The 24,112-nt window shown below is 72.1% G+C and carries 20 protein-coding genes; 12 read left to right on the top strand and 8 right to left on the bottom strand.

All coding sequences use genetic code 11. The annotated features are described in order from the left end of the window. Positions 1-11: 11 nt before the first annotated feature. Entirely contained in the window at positions 12-884 is an 873-nt protein-coding gene (locus tag ACZ69M_RS17425) for an esterase/lipase family protein (RefSeq protein WP_403690079.1), read from the bottom strand. 455 nt (positions 885-1,339) lie between these two features. Here ACZ69M_RS17425 and ACZ69M_RS17430 point away from each other — a divergent pair, with 455 nt between their 5' ends. Beyond that, positions 1,340-1,756, top strand: coding sequence for a cobalamin B12-binding domain-containing protein (locus ACZ69M_RS17430; protein WP_470050671.1), 417 nt, complete (start codon positions 1,340-1,342; stop codon positions 1,754-1,756). 101 nt (positions 1,757-1,857) lie between these two features. On the opposite strand, the gene ACZ69M_RS17435 is transcribed toward ACZ69M_RS17430, so the two are convergent. From ACZ69M_RS17435 to ACZ69M_RS17445, 3 genes are read right to left on the bottom strand one after another with little or no spacing between them, the layout of a single operon-like run. Further along, a complete protein-coding gene (locus ACZ69M_RS17435; protein ID WP_470050673.1) occupies positions 1,858-3,489 on the bottom strand; it encodes a DUF5691 domain-containing protein in 1,632 nt (543 codons plus the stop codon). Beyond that, on the bottom strand, positions 3,486-3,659 hold the full coding sequence (locus ACZ69M_RS17440) for a hypothetical protein (protein WP_470050675.1): 174 nt from the start codon (positions 3,657-3,659) through the stop codon (positions 3,486-3,488). Before ACZ69M_RS17440 ends, ACZ69M_RS17435 begins: the two co-directional genes overlap by 4 nt. Then, the gene (locus ACZ69M_RS17445; RefSeq protein WP_470050677.1) at positions 3,653-5,008 is read right to left on the bottom strand and encodes an SWIM zinc finger family protein; all 1,356 of its coding nucleotides are present in this window, start codon (positions 5,006-5,008) and stop codon (positions 3,653-3,655) included. The genes ACZ69M_RS17440 and ACZ69M_RS17445 overlap by 7 nt, the downstream gene beginning before the upstream one ends. Before the next feature lie 133 nt (positions 5,009-5,141). On the opposite strand from ACZ69M_RS17445, the gene ACZ69M_RS17450 reads away from it, so the two are divergent. From ACZ69M_RS17450 to sucD, 6 genes are all read left to right on the top strand, one after another. Then, the gene (locus tag ACZ69M_RS17450; RefSeq protein WP_470050679.1) at positions 5,142-6,308 is read left to right on the top strand and encodes an ATP-binding protein; all 1,167 of its coding nucleotides are present in this window, start codon (positions 5,142-5,144) and stop codon (positions 6,306-6,308) included. Next, a complete protein-coding gene (locus tag ACZ69M_RS17455) occupies positions 6,305-8,635 on the top strand; it encodes a DUF5682 family protein (protein ID WP_470050681.1) in 2,331 nt (776 codons plus the stop codon). The genes ACZ69M_RS17450 and ACZ69M_RS17455 overlap by 4 nt, the downstream gene beginning before the upstream one ends. Then, on the top strand, positions 8,632-9,831 hold the full coding sequence (locus ACZ69M_RS17460) for a VWA domain-containing protein (RefSeq protein WP_470050683.1): 1,200 nt from the start codon (positions 8,632-8,634) through the stop codon (positions 9,829-9,831). The genes ACZ69M_RS17455 and ACZ69M_RS17460 overlap by 4 nt, the downstream gene beginning before the upstream one ends. A gap of 122 nt (positions 9,832-9,953) precedes the next feature. Then, positions 9,954-10,910, top strand: a complete 957-nt coding sequence (locus tag ACZ69M_RS17465) for a hypothetical protein (protein WP_470050685.1) — start codon at positions 9,954-9,956, stop codon at positions 10,908-10,910. 614 nt (positions 10,911-11,524) lie between these two features. After that, positions 11,525-12,703, top strand: coding sequence for an ADP-forming succinate--CoA ligase subunit beta (sucC, locus tag ACZ69M_RS17470; protein WP_099921057.1), 1,179 nt, complete (start codon positions 11,525-11,527; stop codon positions 12,701-12,703). Between the two features lie 21 nt (positions 12,704-12,724). Then, on the top strand, positions 12,725-13,609 hold the full coding sequence (gene sucD / locus ACZ69M_RS17475) for a succinate--CoA ligase subunit alpha (RefSeq protein ID WP_060901445.1): 885 nt from the start codon (positions 12,725-12,727) through the stop codon (positions 13,607-13,609). 78 nt (positions 13,610-13,687) lie between these two features. Here sucD and ACZ69M_RS17480 read toward each other — a convergent pair whose 3' ends face one another. Then, a complete protein-coding gene (locus tag ACZ69M_RS17480; RefSeq protein WP_470050687.1) occupies positions 13,688-14,914 on the bottom strand; it encodes a sigma factor-like helix-turn-helix DNA-binding protein in 1,227 nt (408 codons plus the stop codon). A 108-nt stretch (positions 14,915-15,022) separates the two neighbouring features. On the opposite strand from ACZ69M_RS17480, the gene ACZ69M_RS17485 reads away from it, so the two are divergent. Next, a complete protein-coding gene (locus tag ACZ69M_RS17485) occupies positions 15,023-16,546 on the top strand; it encodes a cell division protein PerM (RefSeq protein WP_470050689.1) in 1,524 nt (507 codons plus the stop codon). Positions 16,547-16,602: 56 nt separating this feature from the next. Here the strand turns inward: ACZ69M_RS17485 and ACZ69M_RS17490 are convergent, their stop codons facing one another. Further along, complete coding sequence (locus tag ACZ69M_RS17490; RefSeq protein ID WP_470050691.1) at positions 16,603-17,454, bottom strand: hypothetical protein; 852 nt, start codon at positions 17,452-17,454, stop codon at positions 16,603-16,605. Between the two features lie 465 nt (positions 17,455-17,919). On the opposite strand from ACZ69M_RS17490, the gene purN reads away from it, so the two are divergent. Both purN and purH read left to right on the top strand, forming a co-directional pair. Then, positions 17,920-18,540: a phosphoribosylglycinamide formyltransferase gene (purN, locus tag ACZ69M_RS17495; RefSeq protein ID WP_470050692.1), complete on the top strand. Its 621-nt coding sequence runs from the start codon at positions 17,920-17,922 to the stop codon at positions 18,538-18,540. Then, on the top strand, positions 18,537-20,126 hold the full coding sequence (gene purH / locus ACZ69M_RS17500) for a bifunctional phosphoribosylaminoimidazolecarboxamide formyltransferase/IMP cyclohydrolase (protein ID WP_470050694.1): 1,590 nt from the start codon (positions 18,537-18,539) through the stop codon (positions 20,124-20,126). Before purN ends, purH begins: the two co-directional genes overlap by 4 nt. A 55-nt stretch (positions 20,127-20,181) precedes the next feature. Here purH and ACZ69M_RS17505 read toward each other — a convergent pair whose 3' ends face one another. Next, positions 20,182-21,363 carry a helix-turn-helix domain-containing protein gene (locus tag ACZ69M_RS17505; RefSeq protein ID WP_470050696.1) on the bottom strand — a complete coding sequence of 394 codons (1,182 nt, stop codon included), beginning with the start codon at positions 21,361-21,363 and terminating at the stop codon, positions 20,182-20,184. A gap of 224 nt (positions 21,364-21,587) precedes the next feature. Between ACZ69M_RS17505 and ACZ69M_RS17510 the strand changes: the two genes are divergently transcribed. Further along, the gene (locus ACZ69M_RS17510; protein ID WP_470050698.1) at positions 21,588-22,019 is read left to right on the top strand and encodes a peptidase inhibitor family I36 protein; all 432 of its coding nucleotides are present in this window, start codon (positions 21,588-21,590) and stop codon (positions 22,017-22,019) included. 336 nt (positions 22,020-22,355) lie between these two features. Here ACZ69M_RS17510 and ACZ69M_RS17515 read toward each other — a convergent pair whose 3' ends face one another. Then, the gene (locus ACZ69M_RS17515) at positions 22,356-22,964 is read right to left on the bottom strand and encodes a hypothetical protein (protein ID WP_470050700.1); all 609 of its coding nucleotides are present in this window, start codon (positions 22,962-22,964) and stop codon (positions 22,356-22,358) included. A 270-nt stretch (positions 22,965-23,234) separates the two neighbouring features. Here ACZ69M_RS17515 and ACZ69M_RS17520 point away from each other — a divergent pair, with 270 nt between their 5' ends. Beyond that, entirely contained in the window at positions 23,235-24,089 is an 855-nt protein-coding gene (locus tag ACZ69M_RS17520) for a bifunctional methylenetetrahydrofolate dehydrogenase/methenyltetrahydrofolate cyclohydrolase (RefSeq protein WP_054233749.1), read from the top strand. Positions 24,090-24,112 lie beyond the last annotated feature (23 nt).

Here is a 24,112-nt window from a genome sequence, read left to right on the forward strand (position 1 = left end):
CTGCGGGGGTGTTACGCCACTGTCAGACCCCCGGTTTCGGCGGCGGGCGCGGCGGCGGGGCGGGCCTGTGTCTCCTCGAAGTCGAGTGCCTGTCGTATCCCGGCGGCGACCGCGGGGTGAACGGGAAGGGCGAGATGTCCGATTCCGCTCACTTGGACGCTCTGTGCGAGCAGGTCCGGGTGGTCGATGGAGGCGGTCTCCAGCGGGTCCATCAGGTGGTCGAGGTCGCTCCAGAAGCTCACGAACTGCGTACGGCAGTCGGGCGCCGGCTTGCGCAGCTCCTCGATCACCTCGGAACCCGGGCGCATCTGACGGACGATCGGGTGCGCGTTCATCAGCGGAATGACCTTGGTGCCCGCGTGCGGCGTACCGAGCGTGACCAGGGTGCGCACGCGCAGGTCCCCGCCGAGGCGCTGGACGTAGTAGCGGGCTATCAGTCCGCCGAGGCTGTGCCCCACTATGTCCACCTGGTCGCGCCCGGTGCGCTCGCAGATGTCCTCTATGTGCCGCCCCAGCAGCTCCGCGGCGGCGCGGATGTCGTTCGTCAGCGGCGAGTAGTTGAGCGACTCGATGTGCTGCCTGCCGTGCTGGGCGAGGTTGCGGCGCAACAGCACGAAGACCGAACGGTTGTCGATGAAGCCGTGCAGCAGCACGACCGGCGGCTTGGTCCCGGTGGGCAGCCGGGGCGCGTCGGGCCGGGGGAGCGCGGAGGTGCCGCGGCGCTCCTGGGTGATGCCGGACGGATAGAGGAGGAGGTGCCCGGCGAGGATGGCGAGCTCCAGGGCCGTCGCCTTCAACAGGGCCACCGAGAGCCCGGTCAGTCGGCTGGGCAGCAGGCGCTGACGGAGAGGGAGAAAGGGCAACTCAGCCCCGGTGACCTTCATGGCCGACCTCCAGTCGGCACGCAGCGGGACCGCTCTGTCCCCCGTGTGCCCTCGTGGAAAGCCGCGGTGGTGGTGCCGGTGGCGATGGCGTGGGCGGTTGCCGACGGTGCGTCCGTGGCGTGTGGTGCGCCGGTGACGCGACGGGATTCCCTGCCGTCGTGCTCCCGCCGGTGCGCCGCACCGCCGTCGCGCCTCCGTGATGCGACGGTGGTGCTGCCACCTGCTGGCGGCTCTCCTTGCGCAGGCTCCGGCCCCGGCCCGCGCGTCGCAGATCCCTGCGGCGCGTGTGCCGCAGTGACGCGGAGCGGTGCGCGGCGAATGTGTCCCACCGTGTGATTTCCCCCTCGGTCTTCAGCGGGAAACTGCGGTTTGCACGGATCTGACGATAACGTTCGTTCACTTCCCCTGCCGGTGCGGTGCGGGGCGGTCGATGAAGTCCGTTCATGGAGGCAGTGATGGTTGTGGCAGCCGGTCCGATCCGCGTGGTGGTGGCCAAGCCGGGGCTCGACGGCCACGATCGCGGGGCCAAGGTGATCGCGCGGGCGCTGCGCGACGCCGGTATGGAGGTCATCTACACCGGGCTCCACCAGACCCCGGAGCAGATCGTCGACACCGCGATCCAGGAGGACGCCGACGCGATCGGCCTCTCGATCCTCTCCGGCGCCCACAACACCCTGTTCGCCGCGGTCATCGATCTCCTCAAGGAGCGCGACGCGGAGGACATCAAGGTCTTCGGCGGCGGGATCATTCCCGAGGCGGACATCGCGCCGCTCAAGGAGAAGGGCGTCGCCGAGATCTTCACGCCGGGCGCGACGACCGCGTCGATCGTGGAGTGGGTCCGGGCGAACGTACGCCAGCCGGCCGGCGCGTAGCGCCTCTCCGGCGGGGGTGCGGTCCCCTTCGCTCGTGGGGTGGCCCCGGGTGGGCGGGGGCTCGTCGCGCGGTTCCCCGCGCCCTTCAAGGGGCGCTCCTGTCAGCGTGGTTCCGCACCATCCAGCTCCGAGGACATCACCGCGCGCAGACGCAGGGTGGTGACGAGGCGCTGGAAGGCCTCCGCCCAGTAGCCACCGGCACCGGGCGCCGCGTTCTCCGGCTCGTCGGCGACCGCCGTGAGTCCCTCCAGCCGCCCCGCCTCCGCCGGATCCAGGCACCGCTCGGCCAGCCCCATCACCCCACTGAAGCTCCATGGATAACTCCCCGCGTCCCGCGCGATATTGAGCGCGTCGACCACCGCCCGTCCCAGGGGCCCCGCCCACGGCACCGCGCAGACCCCGAGCAGCTGGAACGCCTCGGACAAACCGTGCGTGGCGATGAACCCCGCCACCCACTCGGCCCGCTCGGCGGAGCCCAGCGTGGCGAGCAGTTTCGACCGCTCCGCCAGCGACACCGCCCCCGGCCCGCCGGCCTCCGGAGCCGACGGCGCGCCGAGGAGAGCCCGGGACCAGCCCGGGTCCCGCTGCCGCACCGCCGCCCGGCACCACGCGGCATGCAGCTCGCTCTGCCAGTCGTCCGTCACCGGAAGCGCCACGATCTCCTCCGGCGTACGTCCGCCGAGCCGTCGCGACCACGTCCCGAGCGGCGCTGCTTCGACCAACTGGCCCAGCCACCACGACCGTTCCCCTCGTCCCGCCGGAGCTTTCGGTACAACACCGTCGCGCTCCATGCTCGCGTCGCACTCGTGCGGCGCCTCGACGACGATCGAGGGTGTGCCCTGCGTCCGGTCGACGGCCACGCATGAGCCGGCCCGCGCCGCCATCCGCGCGGCGAGCGCCGAACCGGGCAGCGCGGACAGCAGTTCCGCGGCCGTGGCCCGGACGTTGCGGCTCCGGTCGGCGAGCGCCCGCTCCAGGAACGGTTCGTCCGCCGGGCACAGTCCGGAGCGCAAGGAGTCGAGGAACATCAGCCGGTCCTCGGCCCGCTCGGTCGCCCAGGTGGTGGCGAGGAGCTCGCGTGCGGCCCCGGGGTCCTGGGCCCGTATCGATGTGAGCAGTGCGACCCGCTCGGCGAAGAGACCCTCCTGCCAGAGCTGTTGCGTACGTTCGGGGTCCTCTGGGCCGGGCAGTGTGGTGCCGCCGCCGGGCAGCGAACGCAGGGCGAAGCGCCAGTCCGGGTTCAGCCGGGCGAGCCACAGGGCGCGCGGCCCGGCGAAGGACAGGGCCGCCGGCCGCAGGTCCGTACGGCCCCGGGCGGCGTCGAGGAGCGCGGGCAGTGCTTCCGGGGGCGGTGCGAAACCCCGCGCGTTCGCCAGCGCGAGCCACTGCGGCAGCAGCTCCATGAGGTCGGGCGCCGTGCCCCGGCGGCCGCCGCCTCCGGTGCCGGGCCGGTCCGCCAGCAGCGTCGCGAGTCGATGGGCCGCGGCGGGCGGGAGGGCCGGTCGTGGGTCGGGCGCCGCGGGCTCGGGACGGGCGGCCGCCCGTGCGGCCCGCACCCCGGCCCGCCGCCGCAGGGTTTCCACCGCGGCCGCGTCCAGCAGGACCACCGGTGCCTCGCGCCCGGCGGCCCAGGCGGGAGCCGGGCGCCGCTCGGTCCCGAGCAGGGCCATCGTGACGAGCTCCTCCCAGGAACCTCCGACGGGCGCGCCCGCGGGGGCGGAGGTCGTGTTCATGAGCGTCCTTTCCGTGGGGAGGCGGTGCTGATGGCTTGAGCGGTGACAGTGGTGTTGGTGTTGGTGTTGGTGTTGGTGTTGGTGTTGGTGCTGGTGCTGGTGCTGGTGCTGTGGGCGGTGCCGGTGGTGTCGGTGGTGCCGGCAGTGCCGGCAGTGCCGGTGGTCAGCACAGGGACACCGGCTCCCCGGCGCCCTCCGGCCAGGCCGTCAGGGGAGTGAAGCCGCGGTGGCCGCACTCTCCGAAGACCGTGACGGGGGCGCCGCCGGAGAGGGCGGCGAGGCGCCACAGTCCGGGTCGGGAGAGAAGGGAAGAGGCGATCGGGAGGGCGAAGTCGCCCTCGGCGTCCGCAAGTTGCCAGGTGTCGCCGTCGGGGGTGGGTATCACCCGGGCCAGCGTGACCGGGTGGGAGTCGAGCCAGGGGTCGGCCCGCAGGGCTTCGCCGAAGCGGGCCGCCGCCTGGGGGGCGGTCAGCCCCGGTGGACGCGTCTGCGCGGGGGCGGGCGGCGTGAACCGCTCGCCCAGGGCCGCTCGGAGCTGTCCGGTGCCCGGATACGCGGACACCTCCGCCTCGAAGGCCAGCCCCACCGGCAGTGTCAGCTCCGGCGCGCGGCCGGCGGCCCCATAGGAGAGGAGCAGCGCGGTGCGGTCGCTCTGCGCGCCGTAGAGCCAGATCCTGCGGGTCGTGAGCCGGGTGTCCGCCGTGTCGTACTGGGCGAGGACCAGCCAGCGGTCCCGCACCGGTGGCCCGTCCGCCGAACCCGGCAGCCCCACCCGCGAGCGAACCGTCGCGGCCAGGTCGTCCGGCAGCCGCTCACGGCGCAGCCAGCCCTGGTCGAGGAGATGGAGCAACGCGCACTCCTCCAGCAGCCGCACCGGCCAGCCGGGTCCGGAGGAGGGAATCGCCCCCAACTCCCTGACGCGCGCGGCCAGTCCGGGCGCCTGCGCGTCGACCATGCGGGCCGCCGTCTCCTCCCACATCCCGTACCCCGCCTGCTCGGCCGACGCGAGGCCGCCCCGCAGCAGATCCGCCAACCGCTGCTCCAGCTCCGCCGCCCCCGCGGTGATCCGCTCGGCCCGCCGCCGCGCCCTGCGCCGCGCCGCCTCCGGATCGCCCGGTGACGCCGTCCCAGATCCCCCGCCCGTCGTCCCCTTCTCCTCCGCTCGCTCTCGTCTCCCCTTTATCCACTGCTCCGCCCAGTCCGGCGCCGGCCCCCGCGGCACCGAACCGTCCGCGCCCGCCCAGAGCAGCAGCAGTCCCAGCGCGTGCTTGCACGGGAACTTCCGGCTCGGGCAACTGCACGTGTACGCGGGCCCGGTGGAGTCCGCGATGTCGATGACCGTCTGATAAGGCCTGCTGCCGCTTCCCCTGCACAGTCCCCATACCGTCCCCTCGTCAGAACTGCCTGCCTCCGACCACGGCCCGGCCGCGCCGAGCTTGCTGCCGGCCGTACGTGACGCGGCATCAGGCGCCAGTGCCAGCACCTGATCCGCCGTCCAGCGCACCCCCTGCTGAGTCATGTCATCGAAGGTAGGTCCCGCCACTGACAATCGACCTTCGCGAGCGTATTTGCACAGGTCAGAGCGCATTGTCAGTGGCGTGGTGCACGGTGGAACCAGATCCGAACCGGCCGAGCTGGAGGGGGAGCGAGCCATGTCCGTGCCCGTTGCGTCCATTGAACCGACGACCGTCCGTCCGCCCGTGAGCGACAGCCTGGGTGAAGGCGTGAGCGAGAGCGCGGGCGAGGCGCTGCGCCCACATGCCGAGCACGCCTTCGCCGCCGAACTCGCCGCGCTGGCCGCGCAGGACGACCGGCCGCGGCCCGCCCGCTGGCGGCTGTCGCCATGGGCGGTGGCGACCTATCTGCTGGGCGGCACACTGCCGGACGGCACGGTGATCACACCGAAGTACGTGGGACCGCGCCGCATCGTCGAGGTCGCCGTCACCACGCTCGCCACCGACCGCGCCCTGCTCCTGCTCGGCGTGCCCGGCACCGCGAAGACGTGGGTGTCCGAGCACCTGGCCGCGGCGGTCAGCGGCGACTCGACCCTGCTGGTGCAGGGCACGGCGGGCACACCGGAAGAGGCGATCCGGTACGGCTGGAACTACGCGCGGCTGCTGGCTCACGGCCCCAGCCGGGACGCCCTCGTGCCGAGCCCGGTCATGCGGGCCATGGCCGAGGGCATGACGGCCCGGGTCGAGGAGCTGACCCGCATCCCGGCGGACGTGCAGGACACGCTGATCACGATCCTGTCGGAAAAGGTCCTGCCGATACCGGAGTTGGGACAGGAGGTGCAGGCCGTCCGCGGCTTCAACCTGATCGCCACCGCCAACGACCGCGACCGCGGGGTGAACGAGCTGTCCAGCGCCCTGCGCCGCCGCTTCAACACGGTGGTGCTGCCCCTGCCGGAGAGCGCGGACGCCGAGGTCGACATCGTCTCGCGGCGTGTCGACCAGATCGGCCGCTCCCTCGACCTGCCCGCCGTGCCCGAGGGCATGGACGAGATCCGTCGTGTCGTCACCGTCTTCCGCGAGCTGCGCGACGGGGTCACGGCCGACGGGCGGACCAAGCTGAAGTCGCCCAGCGGCACGCTGTCCACGGCCGAGGCGATCTCGGTCGTCACGGGCGGCCTGGCCCTCGCCGCCCACTTCGGCGACGGTGTCCTGCGCGCGTCCGACGTGGCGGCCGGCATCCTCGGCGCCGTCGTCCGCGATCCGGCCGCCGACCGGGTCATCTGGCAGGAGTATCTGGAGGCGGTCGTCCGCGAGCGGGACGGCTGGAAGGACTTCTACCGGGCCTGCCGGGAGGTGAGCGCATGACGAGCTTCACGGCGGGGCCGTTGCTGCTGGGGGTGCGGCATCACGGCCCGGGGTCGGCCCGTGCCGTGCGGGCCGCGCTGGAGGCGGCGACGCCCGAGGTCGTACTGATCGAGGGACCCCCGGAGGCGGACGCGCTCATCCCGCTCGCCGCCGAGAAGGACATGCGTCCTCCTGTCGCACTCCTCGCCCATGTCGTGGACGAGCCCGGCCGCTCCGCCTTCTGGCCGCTCGCCGAGTTCTCCCCCGAGTGGGTGGCGATCCGGTGGGCCCTGGCGCAGGGAGTCCCGGCCCGGTTCATCGACCTCCCGGCGACCCACACGCTGGCGTGGGGGAACGAAGAGGAGAAGGGGGCCGGTGCGGCCGACCGTTCCGTCGACGCGGACGTGCGGATCGACCCCCTCGCCGTACTCGCGGAGACGGCCGGGTACGACGATCCCGAGCGCTGGTGGGAGGACGTGGTCGAGCACCGGGGCGGGGCGGGGACCGGGGCCGACCCGTTGGCGCCGTTCACCGCGCTGGAGGAGGCGATGGCGGCACTGCGGGAGGCCTACGGGGCAGGGGGACACGACCGGGACCTGGTGCGCGAGGCGTACATGCGGCTCCAGATGCGGGCGGCGCAGCGGGAGTTCGGGGACGAGGTGGCCGTGGTGTGCGGGGCCTGGCACGTGCCTGCGCTGCGGCAGAAGAGGACCGTGGCCGCCGATCGGGCGCTGCTCAAGGGGCTCCCCAAGGCCAAGGCCGACATGACGTGGGTGCCCTGGACGCACCGGAGGCTGTCGCGCGTCAGCGGGTACGGCGCGGGCATCGACTCGCCGGGTTGGTACGGGCATCTGTTCGCCGCCCCGGACCGTCCCGTCGAGCGCTGGATGACGAAGGTGGCGAGGCTGCTGCGCGACGAGGACCGGATGGTGTCCTCGGCGCACGTCATCGAGGCGGTACGGCTGGCCGACACCCTCGCCGCGATGCGCGGTCGCCCACTGCCCGGGCTGACCGAGACCACCGACGCCATACGGGCCGTGATGTGCGAGGGCTCGGATGTGCCACTGGGGCTCGTGCACGACCGGCTCGTGGTCGGCGATGCGCTGGGCGAGGTGCCTCAGTCAGCTCCCGCGGTGCCGTTGCAGCGCGACCTGGCGCGTGCGCAGAAGCGGTTGCGGCTGAAACCCGAGCCGATGGAGCGGGAGGTGGAGCTGGACCTGCGGGGGGAGACCGACGCCGGGCGGAGCAGACTCCTGCACCGGCTGCGGCTGCTCGGTATCGCGTGGGGCGAGCCCACCGCCTCGCGCGGCAGCACCGGCACCTTCCGGGAGACCTGGCGGCTGCGCTGGGAGCCGGAGCTGTCCGTGCGGGTCGCCGAGGCCGGGGTCTGGGGCACGACGGTGCTGTCGGCGGCGACCGGGAAGGCCGAGGCGGACGCCGTCGCCGCGCACGCCCTGGCCGATGTCACGGCACTGGCCGAGCGCTGTCTGCTCGCCGAACTCCCGGACGCGCTGCCCGTGGTGATGCGGGTCCTCGCCGACCGGGCGGCGCTGGACGCGGATGTCGGCCACCTCGCCCAGGCCCTGCCCGCGCTGGTCCGCTCCCTGCGGTACGGCGATGTGCGCGGTACGGACACACACGCCCTCACGGACGTCGCCGTGGGCCTCGCCGAGCGGATCTTCGTCGGCCTCCCACCGGCTTGTGCGGCCCTCGACGCCGAGGCCGCCGAGCACATGCGACGCCATGTGGACGCGGTGCACGGCGCGGTGGGGCTGTTGGGGGAGCCGGGCACGGCCGCCTCCGGCGGCATACGCGAGCGCTGGCACTCCGTACTGCGGGTGCTGACCGGGCGCGACACCGTGCCAGGGGTGATCCGTGGGCGGTCGGTACGACTGCTGCTGGACGACGGGGAGTTGGAGCAGGACGAGGCCGCGCGGCTCATGGGTCTCGTGCTGTCGCCCGGTACGGAGCCGGGGGACGCGGCCGCGTGGATCGAGGGGTTCGTCGGCGGTGGCTCCGGGGGCGGGATGCTGCTCGTACACGACGAGCGGCTGCTCGGCCTGGTGGACGCGTGGCTGACCGGGGTGCCGGCCGAGGCGTTCACCGATGTGCTGCCCCTGCTGCGGCGCACGTTCTCGGCGTACGAGGCAGGGGTGCGCAGAACGCTGGGCGAGCTGGTCCGGCGCGGCCCGGGGGCGCGGGGGAGCGCCGAGGCCGCCGCCTCCGGCATACCCGGGTTCGCGCCCGACCTCGACCTGGGGCGCGCCGACGCGGTCCTGCCGGTGCTGAGCCTGCTGCTGGGGCTGGGCGAGGCCCACGACGACGACTTTGCGGGGGTGGCCCGATGACAGCGGCACCTGTGGAAGCGACCGGATCGAACGGTCCGGCCGGACCCACCGAGGCCGCCGGCGAGCGGTTGCGGCGCTGGCGGCTGGTGCTGGGAGGTGAGGAGGCGGACGGCACCGGATGCGTGCTCGCGGGGCAGGACGCGGCGATGGACGGGGCGCTCACCGCGTTGTACGGGAAGGACGGCAAGGGGCGGTCCGGGCGGGACCGTTCGGCGGGGCTGGGGGCGTCGGCGCCGTCGGTCGCGCGCTGGCTCGGGGACATCCGGAGGTACTTCCCCTCGTCCGTCGTACAGGTCATGCAGCGGGACGCCATCGACCGGCTCGGGCTGTCCACCCTCCTGCTGGAGCCCGAGATGCTGGAAGCGGTCGAGGCCGATGTGCACCTGGTCGGCACGCTGCTCTCCCTGAACAAGGCCATGCCGGAGACGACGAAGGAGACGGCGCGGGCGGTCGTGCGCAAGGTCGTCGAGGATCTCGAGAAGCGGCTCGCGAGCCGCACGCGGGCGACTCTCACCGGCGCCCTCGACCGCAGTGCACGCATCAGCAGACCCCGTCACCACGACGTCGACTGGAACCGCACGATCGCGGCGAACCTGAAGCACTACCTGCCCGAGTACCGCACGATCGTGCCCGAACGGCTGATCGGCTACGGGCGTGCCTCGCAGTCCGTGAAGAAGGAGGTCGTCCTCTGCATCGACCAGTCGGGATCCATGGCGGCGTCCGTCGTCTACGCCTCCGTGTTCGGCGCCGTCCTCGCGTCGATGCGGTCCATCGCCACCCGGCTCGTCGTCTTCGACACAGCCGTCGTCGATCTGACCGATCAGCTCGACGACCCGGTCGACGTCCTTTTCGGTACCCAGCTGGGCGGCGGTACGGACATCAACAGGGCGCTGGCGTACTGCCAGTCGCAGATCACCCGGCCCGCCGACACGGTGGTCGTGCTCATCAGCGACCTCTACGAAGGAGGTATACGCGACGAGATGCTCAAGCGGGTCGCGGCGATGAAGGCGTCGGGGGTGCAGTTCGTGACGCTGTTGGCGTTGTCCGACGAAGGGGCGCCCGCGTACGACCATGAGCACGCGGCGGCGCTCGCGGCACTGGGCGCACCGGCGTTCGCCTGTACGCCCGACCTGTTTCCCGAGGTAATGGCGGCAGCGATCGAGAAGCGACCGCTCCCGATACCGGACACCGCCTGAGGAGACGTGGGGGGAGGAAGAGGAGAGGGTAGGGGAGGAGCGGCGACAAGGGGCTTGCGCGACCTCAGGAGAGCCGTGCGAGGATCGACGCCTCTTCCCGCCGCACGGAGGATCACCCCGTCTTGACCCTGCCCGTCGTCGAACTGCCCTTCGCCGGTGCCGCTCTGCGCATGACGCGCATGCCGCGCACGGCGGCCGGGCGGCGTGCGCTGCGACTGGCGCTGCTGGTGGCCGGGTTGTTCGCGCTCGGGCTCCTTTGCGGGGAGCGGGCGCATGCGGCGGACGGGTTGGTTCCGACAGTTCCGACGGTTCCGACGAGCTCGTCGGTACGGGTGGTGAAGCCGGCTGCTCCGCTCCCGGTGGCGCGCTCGGCGGCCCACGCCGTCACTCACGTCACAGACAACGTCACTCACGTCACGGACACCGTCGCTCACGCTCATGTCACGGTCGCCGGCGCTCAGGTCGGCGACACCGTCACCCATGTGACCGGCACCGTCCGGGACGTCGTACGGTCGGCTGCCGACAGCGTCGTACGGCCGGTCGGTGATCTCGTGGAGACGGTGACGGGCGAGTTGGGCCAAGCGCCGCCGAAGACCCTGCCGTCCCTCCCCTCGTTGCCCTCGCTGCCCGAGGTGCCGGAACTGCCCGGTCCGCCCGTGCGTCCGGGCGCGGGGGGCCAGGTTCCGTCCGCCGCTTCGGGGCCTCAGCACTCGCGTGCGGGGGCCATGCCCTCGTCGTCGCATGCCGTGGTGCGGCACGCGGACGCCGGGCCCGTCGGTCCGACGTACTACGGCCCCACCCGCCTCGGTACGGACACGGCCGGTGTCGCCGTGCGCGGCGAGCACCGGGGTGCGGCGCCAGCACCGGCGCCCGAGCGGCAGGCACCCCCCGGCGACCCCTCGGGCGCGCTGGGCGGTCAGTCTGCCGTCGACGGCGGCACGCCGCGCCACGGCGATCCTCAGGCCGTCGTCACTGCGAGTCACCGGGCGCCGCTGCGGCTCGTGCCCGGCGTACCCGCGGCGGTGACCGGGGCCGAGTCCCGGGACAGGTACCGGGATATTCCGGTCTTCCCCGGCTAGGGCGGTCCTTTCCCCGATGTCGGCGCTGCCGCGCAGGGGCGGAAGCGGAACATGTCTGCCCGCCGTCCAGACCTTCTCCGGTCCCTCTCCGGTCCCGATCCGAACCGTCTCCGGCCAGAACATCCGCCGGCGCCACCGGTCTGGCCTAGGGCGGCGAGAGGAATGTCGGCGGTACAGATTCTGACCGTCCCTCCCGCCGTACCGCTCGTACCGCTCGTACCGCTTTACCCACCGACCGACTCCGCGGGGCCACGGCCCCGGACGGCCGAAAGCCATCAGCCGTGTCCGACCGAAACCCCGCGGATGGGGAGGGGCGGTCCCCATTGGGGTGGGGACCACCCTCCCTGGGCCCCTCAGGGGCTGTTCGAGGGGCCTCACCAGGCAAACCCCAGCCTGGTGAGGCCCCGTCCCGGCCAGATCTGTGACAGGTATCACCGCTCAGGTGTGACCTGCGATTTAGGGACCCACGTCCTGCGGCGATAACCTGCGAGACGGACATGCCGCGCGCTCGGACACCGTGTGCGCCACCCTTGTGACAGCGGACGTCACGTTGCCCTTCGCGGCACGCCCACGCATCCAACGAACCGCGAGATCACTGATAGGGACGGACGCGCGTGGACCTGTTCGAGTACCAGGCGAGGGACCTCTTCGCCAAGCACGGTGTACCGGTGCTGGCCGGTGAAGTCATTGACACGCCTGAGGCAGCCCGCGAGGCGACCGAGCGTCTTGGCGGCAAGTCCGTCGTCAAGGCCCAGGTGAAGGTCGGTGGCCGAGGCAAGGCCGGCGGCGTCAAGCTCGCCGCCACCCCGGACGAGGCCGTCGCCCGGGCGACGGACATCCTCGGTATGGACATCAAGGGCCACACGGTCCACAAGGTGATGATCGCCGAGACCGCGCCCGAGATCGCCGAGGAGTACTACGTCTCGTACCTCCTCGACCGCACCAACCGCACCTTCCTCGCCATGGCGTCCGTCCAGGGCGGCGTGGAGATCGAGGTCGTCGCGGAGGAGAACCCCGAGGCCCTCGCGAAGGTCCCGGTCGACGCCAACGAGGGCGTCTCGATCGAGAAGGCCCGCGAGATCGTCGCCCAGGCGAAGTTCCCGGCCGAGGTCGCCGAGCAGGTCGCCGAGATCCTGGTGACGCTGTGGGACACCTTCATCAAGGAGGACGCCCTCCTCGTCGAGGTCAACCCGCTCGCCAAGGTCGCCGACGGCCGCGTCATCGCGCTCGACGGCAAGGTGTCGCTGGACGAGAACGCCGAGTTCCGCCAGCCGGAGCACGAGGCGCTGGTCGACCACGCCGCCGCCAACCCGCTCGAGGCGGCGGCCAAGGCCAAGAACCTCAACTACGTCAAGCTCGACGGTGAGGTCGGCATCATCGGCAACGGCGCGGGTCTCGTCATGAGCACCCTCGACGTCGTCGCGTACGCCGGTGAGAACCACGGCGGCGTCAAGCCCGCCAACTTCCTCGACATCGGTGGCGGCGCCTCCGCCGCGGTGATGGCGAACGGCCTGGAGATCATCCTCGGCGACCCGGACGTCAAGTCCGTCTTCGTCAACGTCTTCGGCGGCATCACCGCCTGTGACGAGGTCGCCAACGGCATCGTCCAGGCGCTCCAGCTGCTCGCCGACAAGGGCGAGGAAGTCACCAAGCCGCTGGTCGTGCGTCTGGACGGCAACAACGCCGAGCTGGGCCGCAAGATCCTGTCGGACGCCAACCACCCGCTGGTCCAGCGCGTGGACACCATGGACGGCGCGGCCGACAAGGCCGCCGAGCTCGCGGCTGCGAAGTAAGGGACGAGGGAAACAACCGCCATGGCTATCTTCCTCAACAAGGACAGCAAGGTCATCGTCCAGGGCATGACCGGTGCCACGGGCATGAAGCACACCAAGCTCATGCTGGCCGACGGCACGAACATCGTCGGTGGCGTGAACCCGCGCAAGGCGGGCACGTCCGTCGACATCGACGGCACCGAGATCCCGGTCTTCGGGACGGTCGCCGAGGCCATGGAGAAGACGGGCGCCAACGTGTCCGTCCTCTTCGTGCCGCCGGCCTTCGCCAAGGCCGCCGTCGTCGAGGCGATCGACGCGGAGATCCCCCTCGCGGTCGTCATCACCGAGGGCATCGCCGTCCACGACTCCGCCGCCTTCTGGGCGTACGCGAAGTCGAAGGGCAACAAGACCCGCATCATCGGCCCGAACTGCCCCGGTCTCATCACCCCGGGCCAGTCGAACGCCGGCATCATCCCGGGCGACATCACGAAGCCGGGCCGCATCGGCCTGGTCTCGAAGTCCGGCACGCTGACGTACCAGATGATGTACGAGCTCCGTGACATCGGCTTCTCGTCCGCCGTCGGCATCGGTGGCGACCCGGTCATCGGTACGACGCACATCGACGCGCTCGCCGCGTTCGAGGCCGACCCCGACACCGACCTGATCGTCATGATCGGTGAGATCGGCGGCGACGCCGAGGAGCGTGCGGCGGACTTCATCGCCAAGAACGTGACGAAGCCGGTCGTCGGCTACGTCGCCGGCTTCACCGCGCCCGAGGGCAAGACCATGGGCCACGCCGGCGCCATCGTCTCCGGCTCCTCCGGCACGGCCGCCGCGAAGAAGGAGGCCCTTGAGGCCGCCGGCGTCAAGGTCGGCAAGACGCCGACCGAGACGGCGAAGCTGGCCCGCGAGATCCTCGCCGGCTGACCTTCTCCAGGCTGGACCTTCTCCAGACTGAACGGGCTCGCATCCCCACCGGGGTGCGAGCCCGTCGTCGTACCCGGCTCAGCCTGCCTTCGGAACCAGCCGCTCCGGCCCGCTGACCGTCTCCCCCTTGAGCTTGGCGCGCAGGGCCAGCTCCTCCGCGGACAGCGGCCCGGGCGCGACCCGGGGCGGCACCCCGTGCACCGTGGCGCCGGGCGCCAGCGGCGGCTCGTAGTGGTCCGGGGCCGTACGGAGCGTCAGTGTCGTGGCGCCGATGAGGACGACCGTGAAGGCGATGGCGGCGCGGGTCCAGTGCCGGGCACGCTGCTCTCCGCCCCAGCGGACCGTGGTGGGCTTCGCGGCGCGCAGCCGCTCGGCGGAGGCGACCTCGGCGAGTCGCCGGTGCAGCTCCTTCGGCTCCGCCAGCTCCGGCAGCCGCGTGGCCACGGCCTCACGCGCGCGCAGCAGCCGGTTGGCCGCCGCGGGCGTGCTCGCCTCCGTCTCGGCCGCGGTCTCCGGCAGATCGAGCCCGACCCCGTCGTAGAGCAGCAGGGTCCGCCGGTACACGGGCGGCAGCTGCAGGAGTACGTCGAGCAGCGCGCGGTCCGCGGGGGCGGCGGGCGGCGGCTCCGGGTTGCGGTGCCGGGGGCGCAGCCGGTGCCAGGGCGAGAGCGCGAACTCGTACGCCGTCGCCCGCACCCACCCCGCCGGATCGCGGTCCATGGCCACCTCGGGCCAGCGGTGCCAGGCCAGCTGGAAGGCGCGCTCCACCGACTCGCGCGCCAGTTCGCGCCGCCCGGTGAGCAGGTAGGTCTGCCGTACGAGGGCGGGGGCGCAGAACGCGTAGAGGGCGTCGAAGGCCTGAGCGGGCGTCAGGGAGGCCGCAAGGGGTTCGAGTTCGGCTTTGGGGCCGAGTTCGGGGAGGAGCTCGGGTTCGGGGAGGAGCTCGGGGCCGGGTTCGGGATCGGGTGTGGGGGCGAGTTCGGAGGCGGGTGGGGTGTCGGAGGGCGGCTCGGGGGTGGGTTCGGCGCGGTCGGGGGGCGCCTGTACGGGGCCGGTGGCGGCGCCGACCAGGGCGGGAGCCGGGCTCTCCTGATGCGTGGTCACCTCCTCGGCGCCCGTCAGCAGTCGTGCGTACGCATCCCGTTTGGTGCCGCGTGGCGTCGTACGGCCGTTCTCCCACGAGCGCACCGTCGCACGGGTGACGCCCACCGCGGCCGCGACGTCGGCCTGGCTCAGCGACTGGGCCTCGCGCAGGCGGCGGCGCTCCTTGGGGGAGGGCAGCGGGGTCTCAGGGGTGCCTGTCATGTCGGACCCCATAGGGTGCCCCTTAGTACGAAAAAGTACATAGCTGCATATTGAGCGACACATCCGAGGTTCGCCTGTTACGACGAGAAAGCGCGTGTCGTTGGGAGCATGGCGGGTGTGACCCAAATGACCGACCGCAGGCTGTCGTTGTCGCCCCTGCTCACCCGGATGCGCCACCGTTCACCCGGACTGGGCGCCAGCCTCCTGGGTGGCGCCCTCGCGGCGGGGCTCGGACTCGGCTCGTTCGCCGTCCTCGTCATGATGCTGTGGATCAGCTCGCCCTATCCGGACAGCGGACCGAGTGGATCGCTGCACGTGGCCGCCGCGTTGTGGCTGCTCGCGCACGGCGTGGAGCTGATCCGCACCGAGACGCTGTCGGGCCTGCCCATGCCGGTGGGTGTGACACCGCTGCTGCTGGTCGTGCTGCCCGTGTGGCTGCTGTACCGGGCGGCGCGTGGCGTGGCGGACGCCGAGGCCGAGGCGGAGCCGCGCACGGTGTGGACGGGGGTCGTCGGGGGCTATCTGACGGTCGGACTGGCGGCCGCGCTGTACTGCTCGGGCGGGGAGTTGCGGCCTTCGTGGGTGTGGACCGCCGCATGCCTGCCGTTGCTCGCCGGGGGTGCGGCGGGGGTGGGGGTGTGGGCGACGTACGGACGCGCCGGCTTCCCTGCGCCCGCGCGGGTCCGGCGGCTGCTCGCCGTGTTGCCCGCCGGCGTACGCCGTTGCTCGCCCGAATTCCTCGGGGCCGTGGCGCGGGCGGCCGGGGCCGGGGCGGCGGTGCTCGTCGGGGGTGGCTCGCTGTTGGTGGCGGCGTCGCTGGTGTGGCACGGCGATGCCGTCCGGGGCTCGTTCGCGCATCTCACCGAGGTGTGGTCGGGGCGGTTCGCGGTACTGCTGCTCTGTATGGCGCTCGTGCCGAACGCGGCGGTGTGGGGAGCCGCGTACGGGCTCGGGCCCGGGGTCGTGCTGGGGGCCGGGCATGTCGCGGGGCCGTTGTCCGCGGCGGGGCCCGGGCCGTTGCTGCCGGCGTTTCCGCTGCTGGCGGCGGTGCCGGTGCCCGGGACGGTGTGGAGCGAGGTGGGGATGACGGTGCCGGTGGTGGCGGGGGTCACGGTGGCGTGGTTCCTGGTGACCGCGGCGGCGCCGGGGGAGGGGCGTGAGGCCTGGTCGTGGGGGCGGGTCGTGGTGGGGGTGGAGGTCGCGGCCGTGTTGTGCGGGCTGGTGATGGCGGTGCTTGCCGGGGTGGCGGGTGGGCCGTTGGGGGTGGCGGCGTTGGCTCACTTCGGGCCGGTGTGGTGGCAGGTGGGGGGCGCGGTGGTGGTGTGGACGGTGGGAGTGGGGGTTCCTGTGGGGGTGGGGTTGTGGGGGTGGGAGCTTCGGCGGCGACGGGGGGTTTCTTGGCCTACGCGGCTCACTCGGCCCTCGTGGCCCTCGTGGCCCTCGTGGTTCTCCTGGGGGGCGTGGCGGTCGAGTGGTGAGGGGGGTCAGGTGGAGGCGGTTACGAAGGGGGAGCCGACTCCTACGGTGGGGGCGGCTTCGAGGGTGGGGGCGGGTCCGGCTTCGGGTTCGGGCCCGGCTCGGGATCCGAGCCTGGAGCCGTACGACCTCTTGCCCTCCGATGACATGGGGTGAGTGGGGAGCCCTCGCTTTCCTCGCCCCCGCCGCCCCTACCCCTTCCCATGTTTGCGCTAGCCGCGCGTTCCCAGGACGCCCCTCAGGTCCTTCGGGAGGAGGTCGTTGCAGGACTGTTTGGCGGTGTTGGTGAGGGCGTCGTTCGTGCAGGAGTAGTAGTCGCTGTACACGAACTGCGCGGTGAAGGTCGCGGCGACCATGACGATGGCCAGGGACGCGGTGACGAGGCCGCTCACCGCGGCGGTCGTCTGGGGGCGGGTGTTCGCGTCGGGGGCCGGGGTGTCCGGGTCCTGCGCGCGGGGCTTGGCACGCAGTGCGCTGCCGCCCCAGTACAGGGCGAGCGCGCCGAGCAGCAGCGCCACGTACGGCCAGCTGAACAGGGCGAAGAAGAACGCCCACATTCCGGAGAGCAGCGCGTAGCGTGCGCGGCGCTGGGCGGGGTCCGTCGGGTCCCAGCGCATTCCGGAGCCCGGCCCACCGCCGGGACCTTCCGGGCCGCCCTGACCCTGCGGAGCCCCGGGACGGTCGCCGAAACCGCCGCCGGACGAACGCCCCGGCTGCCGGTCGCTCCACTGGCTGCCCCAGGGGGACTGTCCGGGGTCGGAGCCAGGTCCGGAGCCGTCGTTGTCGTTCGGGCTCTGGCCGGACGAGGGACGCCGAGGCTGCCAGGGGCGGTCGGGCGTGCCCTCCGGCGGCGGAGCGAAGGGATTGTCGTCGGAGCCGGAGCCGGAGCCGGAGCCGGAGCCGGAGCCGGAGCCGGAGCCGGAGCCGGGGTCTGTGTCCGGGCCGCGTCCGCCCGCGGAACCGTTCCCACCCGAGGGCGTGTCCCCGCTCTCCCGCGGCGGGGTAGGCGAAGGGCGCCGCTCGCGAAGCAGCAGCGGAGGGAGTCGGAGACTGCGGTCCGGCATCAGGTGTGCGTCTTCCCCTTGGTGGTTCTGGCGGGCGGCGTGTCCACACGGCATCGTGCTCGCGACGCGCACCCCGAGCGTCCTGCGCGGGGCTCGCACCCCGGGCGTTCGTTTTCAGGATCAGGACCCGGGATTCGCACCCCGGACACCGCTCCATGGAGTCCCTGCCCCGGGATTTCCGCCCGAGGCCCGCGCCCCGGACGTTCGCCCCCGGGGCTCGTACCCCGAACGTTCTACCCGTCCCAGGTCAACGTCCCAAGCGCACAGGGCGTTCCCCGTGCTGAACGGTGTTCCCGGGAGGATCCACCGCAGACGCTACCTTCCGGCCACGCCCCCGTCCCGTGGGGGCTGCCCGGTGTGCCGGTATCGTTGCTGACGGTCGGCCGCTTCGTAGACTTCCCCGTATCCAGGGGCGCGAAGCATTCGTACGACCGTACAAATGCTCCCCCGAGAAAGGGCCCCGTCGTGGCCAAGACCAAGCGCCTCGTCGTGCTGGTCTCCGGATCAGGCACGAATCTGCAGGCACTGCTCGACGGCATCGCCGTGGCCGGGCCGGAGGCCTACGGGGCCGAGATCGTGGCCGTGGGCGCCGACCGCGACGGCATCGAAGGGCTCGCCCGGGCCGAGCGGGCCGGGATCCCCACCTTCGTCCGCCGCGTCAAGGACTACGACACCCGGGACGAGTGGGACGGCGCGCTCGCCGAGGCCGTCTCCGACCACGAGCCAGACCTGGTGGTCTCCGCGGGGTTCATGAAGATCGTGGGGAAGGAATTCCTCACCCGGTTCGGCGGGCGCTTCGTCAACACGCATCCCGCCCTGCTGCCCAGCTTCCCGGGAGCCCACGGCGTACGCGACGCGCTCGCGTACGGCGCGAAGGTCACCGGCTGCACCGTCCACTTCGTCGACGACGGCGTCGACACCGGACCGATCATCGCTCAGGGCGTGGTGGAGGTCCGGGACGAGGACGACGAGAGCGCTCTGCACGAGCGCATCAAGGAAGTCGAGCGAAGACTGCTCGTCGATGTCGTGGGGCGGCTCGCCCGCAACGGCTATCGCATTGAGGGACGAAAGGTAGTTATCCAGTGACCGCCGACAGCACAGTCACGGCCGAGAGCACCGAGGGCACCAAGCGGGTCATCCGGCGCGCGCTCGTCAGCGTCTACGACAAGACCGGGCTCGAAGAGCTTGCCCGCGGGCTCCACGAGGCCGGTGTCGAGCTCGTCTCCACCGGCTCCACCGCCGCCAAGATCGCCGCGGCCGGGGTCCCCGTCGTCAAGGTCGAGGACCTGACCGGCTTCCCCGAGTGCCTCGACGGCCGAGTCAAGACCCTGCACCCCAAGGTCCACGCCGGCATCCTCGCCGACCTGCGGCTGCCCGATCACCGGCGGCAGCTGGAAGAGCTGGGCGTCAAGCCCTTCGACCTCGTCGTCGTCAACCTCTACCCCTTCCGTGAGACCGTCGCCTCGGGCGCGACGCCGGACGAGTGCGTCGAGCAGATCGACATCGGCGGCCCCTCGATGGTCCGTGCCGCCGCCAAGAACCACCCGTCCGTGGCCGTCGTCACCAGCCCCGACCGTTACGGCGACGTCCTTTCCGCCGTGCGGACCGGGGGCTTCGACCTCACCACCCGTAAGCGGCTCGCGGCCGAGGCCTTCCAGCACACGGCCGCGTACGACGTCGCCGTCGCCTCCTGGTTCGCCTCCGAGTACGCCCCCGTCGACGCCTCCGGGTTCCCCGACTTCCTCGGCGCCACCTGGGAGCGCGCGCACACCCTCCGCTACGGCGAGAACCCGCACCAGCCCGCCGCCCTCTACACCTCCCACGCCGGCGGTCTCGCGGAGGCCGAGCAGCTGCACGGCAAGGAGATGTCGTACAACAACTACACGGACACGGACGCCGCGCGCCGTGCCGCGTACGACCACGAGGACCCCTGCGTCGCGATCATCAAGCACGCCAACCCGTGCGGCATCGCGATCGCCTCGAACGTCGCCGAGGCGCACCGCAAGGCGCACGCCTGTGACCCGCTGTCCGCGTTCGGCGGTGTGATCGCGGTCAACCGGCCGGTGACGAAGGAGATGGCGGAGCAGGTCGCCGAGATCTTCACCGAGGTCATCGTGGCGCCCGAGTACGAGGACGGCGCCCTCGAAGCCCTCACCAAGAAGAAGAACATCCGCGTGCTGCGCGCCCACCGCGCGCCCGCGAACCCGACCGAGCTCAAGCCGATCGACGGCGGCGCGCTGCTCCAGGTCACCGACCGCCTCCAGGCCGACGGCGACAACCCGGCGAGCTGGACCCTGGCGACCGGTGACGCCCTGAACGAGGGCGAGCTCGACGAGCTGGCCTTCGCCTGGCGGGCCTGCCGCGCGGTGAAGTCCAACGCGATCCTGCTCGCCAAGGACGGCGCCTCGGTCGGCGTCGGCATGGGCCAGGTCAACCGCGTCGACTCCGCGAAGCTCGCGGTCGAGCGGGCGGGCGCCGAGCGGGCCCGTGGGTCGTACGCGGCCTCGGACGCGTTCTTCCCGTTCCCCGACGGTCTGGAGATCCTCGCCGAGGCGGGCGTCAGGGCCGTGGTCCAGCCCGGCGGTTCGGTCCGTGACGAGCTGGTGGTCGAGGCCGCGAAGAAGGCGGGCATCACCATGTACTTCACGGGGACGCGGCACTTCTTCCACTGATCCGCGGCAGGTCGGTGCGTGCGCGGCGGTCCACCGGGGTTCCGGTGGGCCGCCGCTACCGTGCGGGCGCCGTGGTGGCGGCGCCCTTGACCGCGCGCTCGCAGTTCGGCCAGTCGTGGAAGTCGCGCTTCTTGCTCCAGAGGCGCCTGGCCGCCCTGATGTTCCACTCCGGGTCCAGCGCCTGACGCGGGGTCCCGCCCAGTTCGCGCAGGCGCAGGTCGGAGATCTGGAACAGACCCCAGTTACGGGTGCCGTTGGTGTTGGGCAGGATGTGCAGCGGGTCGAGGAACGACTGGCAGTCCGCGATGGCGACCGCCGCGTCGGGTGCGTCGGTGAAGACCGTGCGGATGTGCTGCCGAACCTTCGCCGGCGGCCAGACCGTCATGCGTACGTTCGAGGTGTAGAGCGCCTTCTTGGTGGCGTCCCCGACGACTCCGTTGGGCTGGAGACCGGTGAACACCTGGAAGGCGGTGACCCGGCGCAGTGTCTGCGGGCCGAAGTCCGAGTCGACGTCGATGTCCGCGCCCTTGGCGTGCAGCAGCCGTTGTACCTCGCCCACGCACGCGTCGTGCTGGCCCATGGCCACCACGGGCTGACATGCGGCCGAGAAGAGCAGACGGCCGTCCGCCGCGGAGCCGCCGCTGCTGCCGGACGACGGGTGATCGGTCGTCAGGGCCCAGGCGGAGACACCGAGCGTCAGGACCACGGCGCCGATCACCACTACACGGAACCGGCCCTGCCGGAACTGGTCAAGACGGAACCGGCCCTGACGGACCGTCCGAACGGGCCCGGCCTCGACCGCCTCCGGCTCCACCGCTCCCGTTTCCACCGCTTCCGGCTCGACCGCTTCCGGCTCCACCGCTCCCGGCTCCACGGCCGTCGGCTCCTCGGCACCAGCGCCGTCCACGAGACCGACGACCTCGCCGACGCCTGCGTCCGCCTCCGCCTCCGCCTCCGCCTCCGCCTCCGTCGCCGTCCCCGGCTCCGTCCGGGCGGCGTCGGCCAGGGCCCACTGCCGGTGCAGTGTCCGCAGTTCGTCCGGGGTCGCGCCGCAGGCGGTGGCGAACCGGTGCACGCTCCCGTAGTCCTGGGGCACCGAAGTGCCGCGGCAGTAGCGGTGCAGTGTGGATCCGGCCGTTCCGGTCTTCTTGGCGAGGGCCTCGTAACTCAGACCGGACCGGTTCTTCAGCGAACGCAACAGCGCGGCGAACCGTTCGGTTTCCGGGCACGCGGGCATCGCGGTTCCCCCCTGGCACTTGCGGCACGCTGGTCAGACGTTCCAGTGGCTGGACACAGTAGCCGTCCCACGGCCGTCCCAGGGGTTAGATAACGCGCCAAGTAGCGGGCGTCCGGCCGTCCCGGCGTCCCATCCCGCCCGGTCTCCTTGCCCGGCCGGGACACGCGTTGCCACCTTCTGGCTGTCCGAGCACCAGCAGCCGCATCGCAAGGAGAAACAGACCCATGAACCTTTCCGTCCTACGTCGTCCGCGCCGGCTCTCCCCGCTGCTCGCGACCCTCGCCGTCAGCGCGGCGGCCGCCACCACGCTGGCCCTGCCCGCCTCCGCTTCGGCGGCACCGGCCTCGGCCGCCGCCGTGGACTGCGCGTCGGGTGACGTCTGCTTCTGGACCGGCTTCAACTTCACCGGCAGCAAGTGCTCGTGGAGCGTCGCCGACCCCGACTGGCAGAGCGGCGCCATCAAGTGTTCCTGGGCCGCCACGACCAACGTGAAGTCGGTGTGGAACGCCGGCACCGGGTCGTACAGCGGTGTCGCCTTCTACGCGAACACCAACTACAACGGCCGGATCGGCTGCACCCGGCAGCAGCAGGGCGGCAACCTCGCCGGTACGTACAAGGTGCGGTCCCACCAGTGGATCACCGGTAACTGCGGCTGAGCCAGAGGGCGGCTCGCGCACCTGCGCGGGTCGCCCGCCCGGCCCGACGAGTCGTGAAGCCGGTCGTGCAGCCCCGGCTCGCGCCGTTGCCGCAGGGCCGCTGAGAAACCGGGAGTGGACAGACGCGCGAGGGCCGTGTCTCCCCTTGCGCAGGGTGAGACACGGCCCTCGGAGCGAATGGCGGGAAGTCGCCTTCGTGGCTTGGAAGTCGGCCTCGGAGTCGGCCTCGGAGTCGGCCTCGGAGTCGGCCTCGGAGTCGGCCTCGGAGTCGGCCTCGGAGTCGGCCTCGGAGTCGGCCTCGCAGTGGGCCTAGTGGCGGCCGTGCCGCCGGTGGCCTCAGACCGAGTACTTCGGGCGGTCGAACCAGGCGGCGCCGTCCGCCTTGCCGACGAACACCGCGATGAGGATGGCGAGCACGGTGTGCACCAGACCGATGACGACGAACGGGTAGATACCGAGGACCGCGGTGAGGATGCCGAACACCAGCGCGGCGATGCGGACACCGCTGCCGCCGTTCGCACACTTGACACCGAGCCAGATCGCGAAGACGCCCCACGCCAGGACCGCGACCGTGACGCCCCACAGGACGCCGGACGAGTAGTCCGCGAGCTGCTGGAACTGGACGTCGTCCTTGAGGTCCGCGTTGTTCTTCGCGGCGGCGACGGCGAGCGCCGAGATCGCGATCAGGATGGCGCCGAGCACCTGGAAACCGGCGATGACGAACAGCATCACGCGCGCGGCCTTGACCGTGCCGGGCATCTCCATCGGGCCACCGGGGTAGCCGCCGTACGGCTGCTGGCCGATCGGCGGGGCCTGCGGGTAGCCGTAACCGGGCTGCTGCGGGGCGCCCTGGGGGTAGCCGTAGCCGGGCTGGCCCTGGGGCGGGTAGCCGGCCGGCTGGCCCTGCGGGGGACCGTAGGGGTTGTTCGGGTCGCCGTAACTCATGGCGGGTCTTCCTCCGTTGCCTGGTGCGGGGACGCGCGGCAAGGTGCGGAGGAGAGTTCTACAGAGCGGTCCGTCCCCCCGGTACTGTCCGCGGCACTGTGATGTTCATCGTTCTCAATGCCTTACTTATTTGTCCAGAGCACTTCCGATTGTGTTGTGCAGGTGTTGTGCAAGCGCAACACGGCTGATCACAGCTGATCGCGGCTGGTCACAGGGGGAAAGGGGCGCCCGGATTGGAACCGGGAGCGGGTCATCCGCGAGGATGGGTCCATGACCGCCCAGATTCTCGATGGCAAGGCCACCGCAGCCGCGATCAAGTCCGATCTGACCGCCCGCGTGGCGGCCCTGAAGGAGAAGGGCGTCACGCCCGGCCTGGGGACCGTCCTCGTCGGCGACGACCCCGGCAGCCAGAAGTACGTCGCGGGCAAGCACCGCGACTGCGCCCAGGTCGGTATCGCCTCCATCCAGCGTGAACTGCCCGCGACCGCCACGCAGGAGGAGATCGAGGCGGTGGTGCGCGAACTCAACGAAGACCCCACGTGCACCGGCTACATCGTCCAGCTCCCGCTCCCCAAGGGCATCGACGAGAACCGCATCCTGGAACTGATGGACCCGGACAAGGACGCCGACGGCCTGCACCCGATGAACCTCGGGCGGCTGGTCCTCAACGAGCCGGCCCCGCTGCCGTGCACCCCCAACGGCGTCCTCACCCTGCTGCGCCGCTACGGCGTGGAGATCAAGGGCGCCGAGGTCGTGGTCGTCGGCCGCGGGGTGACCATCGGGCGTCCGATGCCGCTGCTGCTGACGCGACGCAGCGAGAACGCCACGGTCACCCAGTGTCACACCGGCACCCGTGATCTCTCCGCGCATCTGAAGCGCGCCGACATCATCGTCGCCGCGGCCGGGTCCGCCCATCTCATCCGCGCCGAGGACGTGAAGCCGGGCGCCGCCGTCCTCGACGTCGGTGTCTCGCGCAGCGCCGAGGGCAAGATCGTCGGAGACGTCCACCCGGACGTCGCCGAGGTCGCCGCGTGGATCTCCCCGAACCCCGGCGGCGTGGGCCCGATGACCCGCGCCCAGCTGCTCGTCAACGTGGTGGAAGCGGCGGAGCGCAGTGTCGGCTGACGGCGGACCCGAGGACGCCGCGG

It is taken from the genome of Streptomyces sp. NPDC107454, assembly GCF_055582885.1.